This window comes from Acinetobacter higginsii (genome assembly GCF_000369525.1).
In the GTDB taxonomy this organism is placed as follows: Bacteria; Pseudomonadota; Gammaproteobacteria; order Pseudomonadales; family Moraxellaceae; genus Acinetobacter; species Acinetobacter higginsii.
Window position 1 is genome coordinate 1 of record NZ_KB850078.1, and the last position, 5,014, is coordinate 5,014.

Annotated in this window: 6 protein-coding genes; 1 reads left to right on the forward strand and 5 read right to left on the reverse strand. The window is 37.1% G+C overall.

Annotated features, from left to right (window positions below; translation table 11 throughout):
• Positions 1 to 350 precede the first annotated feature (350 nt).
• On the forward strand, positions 351 to 758 hold the full coding sequence (locus tag F902_RS21640) for a conjugal transfer protein TraD (protein WP_005207259.1): 408 nt from the start codon (positions 351 to 353) through the stop codon (positions 756 to 758).
• Between the two features lie 53 nt (positions 759 to 811).
• Here F902_RS21640 and F902_RS21645 read toward each other — a convergent pair whose 3' ends face one another.
• The 5 genes from F902_RS21645 to F902_RS21665 all read right to left on the reverse strand — a co-directional run bounded on the left by F902_RS21645 (position 812) and on the right by F902_RS21665 (position 4,856).
• Positions 812 to 1,996 (reverse strand): hypothetical protein, encoded by a 1,185-nt coding sequence (locus F902_RS21645; protein ID WP_005207260.1) that lies wholly within the window; start codon positions 1,994 to 1,996, stop codon positions 812 to 814.
• 891 nt (positions 1,997 to 2,887) lie between these two features.
• Positions 2,888 to 3,103 carry a hypothetical protein gene (locus tag F902_RS21650; RefSeq protein WP_005207261.1) on the reverse strand — a complete coding sequence of 72 codons (216 nt, stop codon included), beginning with the start codon at positions 3,101 to 3,103 and terminating at the stop codon, positions 2,888 to 2,890.
• The gene (locus F902_RS21655) at positions 3,093 to 3,389 is read right to left on the reverse strand and encodes a BrnT family toxin (RefSeq protein ID WP_002011632.1); all 297 of its coding nucleotides are present in this window, start codon (positions 3,387 to 3,389) and stop codon (positions 3,093 to 3,095) included. Before F902_RS21655 ends, F902_RS21650 begins: the two co-directional genes overlap by 11 nt.
• Before the next feature lie 40 nt (positions 3,390 to 3,429).
• Positions 3,430 to 3,930 carry a hypothetical protein gene (locus F902_RS21660; RefSeq protein WP_005207263.1) on the reverse strand — a complete coding sequence of 167 codons (501 nt, stop codon included), beginning with the start codon at positions 3,928 to 3,930 and terminating at the stop codon, positions 3,430 to 3,432.
• Positions 3,927 to 4,856: a MobA/MobL family protein gene (locus F902_RS21665; RefSeq protein ID WP_005207265.1), complete on the reverse strand. Its 930-nt coding sequence runs from the start codon at positions 4,854 to 4,856 to the stop codon at positions 3,927 to 3,929. Before F902_RS21665 ends, F902_RS21660 begins: the two co-directional genes overlap by 4 nt.
• Positions 4,857 to 5,014 lie beyond the last annotated feature (158 nt).

Sequence of the window (5,014 nt, forward strand, 5' to 3'; positions counted from 1 at the left end):
TAAGTAGCGGTGCTGCGATCACGCCAAAAGTAATATCTTTGATTTTTCCCAATACCTGTTTTAGTTGCATGCTGTTGCTCCTAGCTTTGGTACTTATTTTTTTCATTCAATTGAAAATTGAATGAAAAAAAGAAGTTTCAGGGTTTTAGGGATGAAGTCCCTAACGTGCTTAGGTTTCTCAATGAAATTGAGAAACGTCTAAGCGCGCCATCAAATTTTTGATGGAAGTACAGGCGACAATCTCTAGAACGATTTTAACAAAATTACGTTACTCGAACGTAAATATTTTGTTATCGTTCTTTGAGTATTGAGCCTGTGCTTTTGCGGTATCTGAATTAATGGAATTGAATATGAATAATGATTGGCTGTCTGAAAAAATCACCTATATTTCTGCTTTAAAGAATCCTAGTGATGCTCAAAAACTTTTACTTGAATTAGCCAAAATTCAGTACAGAACACCCGACCAAGAGAAAAAGATCAATGCCTTGATCAAAGCTGAAAAAGCCATAGATCGAGCAAATAAGCAAAAAGTTGCAGTTAGAAAATTATTGAATGCCGAAAAGGAAGCTGAACGTAAAGCTCGTACACGTCATCTCATTCAATTAGGCGCACTATTTGAAATAGCTAACCTAGATCAGCGTGACCCAGCCGAATTACTTGGCGTTCTTCTAAAAACTGCTGAAATCGACCAAAATGATATGAAATGGCAAATTTGGAAGGATTTAGGACAACAAACCTTAAATCAGCGTAAAAAGTGACGTTTTATAATAAAAATCCCAATACTTAAATTGGGATTTTTGGAAACTAGAAGTTATTTTTTAATATCTTTTAACCAACCATAAAGGTATGGGTCTTTTTTCAATAGACTAGCAATCATTTCAATGCGTTTTGATTTATCTAATTTTAAAAGAATACTTCTGAGATCAGCATTTATAGATTTCTCTGGCGCACCTCGGTCACGTGCTTTGCTATACCAATCATGTCCAAGAGTATATTCATGGTTTTCCATATATATAGCTCCCAATAAAGTACATGGTCTGTAGTCCTGAGAATTATTTTCATGAGCTTTTACGCCACATTCTATTGCTGTATCGACTTTTCTAATATCTCTCTTAACTCCTCCCAATGTAGTGAAATAAGCTGACAATAATTTTTTATTTTTATTTAGTGAGATTTCAGTATTTTCTAAAAACTTTTCAGCCTCTTTACTTGCTTTAGCTTTTCTTAATTGACTAGAGGCATTAATAGCATGCCAATGTAATTTAGTTGTCTTATATTCATTAAGATAAAAATCAGCTTCCACACGATGAAATTTTATCTTAAGTTCATCTGTAAAAAATTGTCGTCCTTCCGAATTTAACCAAATAGCATCTTGTTCAGATAATCTCTGATTATTATCTAATAATTTCAATATATTAATTAACTTGTATCTATGCTTATCAGCTATGTCATAGAAGTAAATATCATATTTTTTTATTAGATTTTTTTCTTTTTGCCTCTCTATATATTTAGGGTCAGATTCTAATTTTTTCCTACGTTCACGTTCAGCTTGTTCTCTAACTTTTCTTTCCTGAGCTAATTTTTCTTGTTGTTTCTTTAACTGAATTAGTTCTAATTCTCTTAATTTTTCCAAGCGTAATCTTTCTGCTTCTAAGTGTTCTTGATGCTTTATTCTGTCATTAACAACTTCTTTCTTATATTGATTAAAAGAAATTTTACCTTCAACTAGACTATGTAAAGCATTAAGGTTTTGACGAACTAAATAGGCTTTCTCTGGCAAAGTTAAACTATCATTTTGCTTAGTTTTTAACTTTTGAATTATTTTATGAAGCATACTATGTGGGATCATTGAACTTTCGATATGATCTACACAATAAAAAACAGCATCTTTTCTCATATCATCAAGATATGTTTGATGTTTAACAGCATCCTCAACAGATACTTTACCTCGATAATTAGAATGGTACGTTTTTTTAAAAAATCTGCTTCTAGTCATTTCAAAGATTCAAAAATTATTACCATTCAATTAAATAACGATTTATAAAAGATTAAAAGCATAAAAAAATAGCCTAAGCAGAATATTAGGTATATTAAAACCCATCTGCCTAATTCCCCTAAAAACAAATGCTCTCAACTTCTCAACTCGCCCCCAAAGCGTCGCACTTCGTGCTTTGGCTTTGGTGAACGGTTGAGAGAGTTTCGGCAATACTCTCCCTAAAGGCGGTCATTTAAAAAAATGACGCATCCTTTAAGTATTGCCGATTTACCGCATATTCTTTTGGCTTCGGAGCCACGTATATCGGTCGTATCCGCACATAGCTTTGCAAACTATGCAGACAAGGACTAAAGGTCTTGCACCTCTCCCCACACGCTCCCTGTCGAAGTATGGCGGTATCTCTGCGAGGGTTTCCCCAACATACAACTTAACCAACCTATACAACTACTCTTAACGCTCCGCTTTTGTGAGATTCCCCTGTAGCGGTTTAGCCTTTCGACTATCGCTACGTTGCACCAGTGACACTTATTCCCTCCACATGCAACGCATGCCAATCCGTAAAACGGACACGCAGGAGCAGGCAAAGCTCGATCTAGGATGCTTATTTGATGATTTAAAACACGGATTAACGAAGACTTATCATTTTGGGTCTTGAACTAAACACTTTTTATTGTGAAAATAGAGTTCAGGTACAAGCCTTAGTGTGAAATCATAACGGTCGCCAAACCTTATGATCTTCGTTATTCGATGGTCGATACATCAAATAACTGCGTACCGCTGAATATAAAGCGAAAGCCCATTTAGTTTCAATACTGAATGGGCTTTTTCTTTGATCAATCAGACATTAAGACAAAAAAGGGAAGTCATATCGAATCATGACTAAATCCCTAATCAAGCACGTTTTAATGCCATAACATGGCGAACCATCTCGTTAATATGTTGTTTTGTTTCATTATCTTGTGAACTTAACCATTCTACTACATCAGCATCAAAAGCCTTCGCTTGAGCTATGGCATGGCGTTCCTGTAATTTTTTCACAAAGCTAGGTTTAACCAATGGGGCATTGGTAGGGTCAAAATTTTTATAGCGTTCTAGTTCATTTTGCATTGCTGTACCTCCGCTTTTGGTGATGTGATGGTTCAAATGCAGTGATTATTCTCGCAACATCTCCACGTTCAACCCAAACCACTGTTAATAGTCTACCACGATTGCTTAAACCGACTGATATTAGTCGTTGTTCATCATAGTGTCCTACATCCTCAAAAGAGATCAATGCAGGATCAAGGAAAATACTACAGACCTCCTCGAACGTAATTTCTCGCCCTCGATAGACTAAATCCATTTTTTGGTCATGCCATTCAAATAACAAGCCGTAATATTCAATTAATGGCATGATTACCTCTTTTCCTCTCGTGAAATAAAAAATATGCCTATTATTTTGGGTCTATGACACAAAAATCGCCATTTTTTCCATATCCGCACTGCTTTTTCATCACACGAACACACGGTTTAGATTCCTCTCCAACAGTACAGCTTCCAATATCAAAATGGATACCTTGCTGTCTTAAGCTCTCGATCTGAGGGATATTTTCTAAAGGTTTGATATAAACACTGAATAACCAAATGATGCCAAGCATCAGAATGGCGAAAATGCCTAAAATGATGGTGATGATTTTCCATGAAAATTGATCACTGGTTGATTCAATCGAGTTTTTTAAATGTCCAAGTGCTTTGGCGGTCTTGATAAGTTCTGCTGTACCCTCCTGTAAGCCCGTATTTAGCGATTTTGATACGGTACTATGGGTTTGCCCTGCTATGACCTTTTGAATTCGTTCTTCCGTGATTTGAAGCTCTTTAACAGCCTGATTGACTAGGTTCTGCTGTTGTTCTGCAACTGCCATCAGTGCATATAACTTTTTTTCATCAGGTGTCATCGGCTCATCCCTCTAAACTTCATTGTTTTCTGTTGCTCTTGTTCTAATTTCTGCTGTTCTTTGTACTGCTGTAAGGCAAGCTGTTTAAAGCTGTCAAAATCAGCCTTAAAGCTCTCAATGCCCTGTTTAATTTCTTTGTCTGAGATAGGGCTGTTTTTGAGGTCTTTCAGGTCATTTTTAGGGTCGCCTAAGTCTAGTCGCTCAAGCTCTTTATAGGCTGTACGTGACTGTTGCAAGGCTTTCCTGATTTCAGGGTCTTTAGCTTGGCTTGGTAATAGTTTCTTTTCGGGTTCTTTGTCTATGCCTTGCTCTTTATAGCTTCGCATATCAATACGGCTATCAATTTGGTGTTTTTCTAAATGGCTGTTGCATAAATCTGCCCATCTTTGGCGTAAGTCTTTAATATCGGTTTTTCGTTCCTGGTAACTCTTGCCTGTATTGTCTTTTTTAGCTCCGCCACGTTCAGGATTTTTGCTGTTATAGCGTTTGAAATATTGCTCTGGATCTCGTTCGATTCCATCTTGCAGACGTTCATTAAACATGAGATGCACGTGGGGCTGATCGTTGCCGTCCATTGCTTTAGGGTTATGAATCGCAAACTGATATGGATATTTTGAGCCGATCTCGGACTGAATGAACTCCTCAACCAGTTCTAGACGTTGTTCGGCATTCATCTCTCTAGGAAGGGCAATTTCATATTCTCGATAGGTACTGCCATTTTTGCGCTCGTAAAGGTCGGCTGCTTCCCAAAAGGTAATCGGATTATGTTCAGCCCATTTAGGCATGTTTCCATAGGCACTATGTTCAAGGTCGGTTTCTGCTTGTTCTTGTTTCAGCTTCTTTTCTTCATCCCGATCAATATATTCGGCATGTGGTGCTGCTTTACCTGCCTTACCAACTTTGACACTTAAACGAGCAATCGCCATTAGGTCTTATCCTGTTCCTTTTTTCGGTTACGTTCTTTCTTAAACGCTCTTTGATCAAGTATCGAAGCCCACATCATAATGATGATAAGTAGCGGTGCTGCGATCACGCCAAAAGTAATATCTTTGATTTTTCCCAATACCTGTTTTAGTTGCATGCT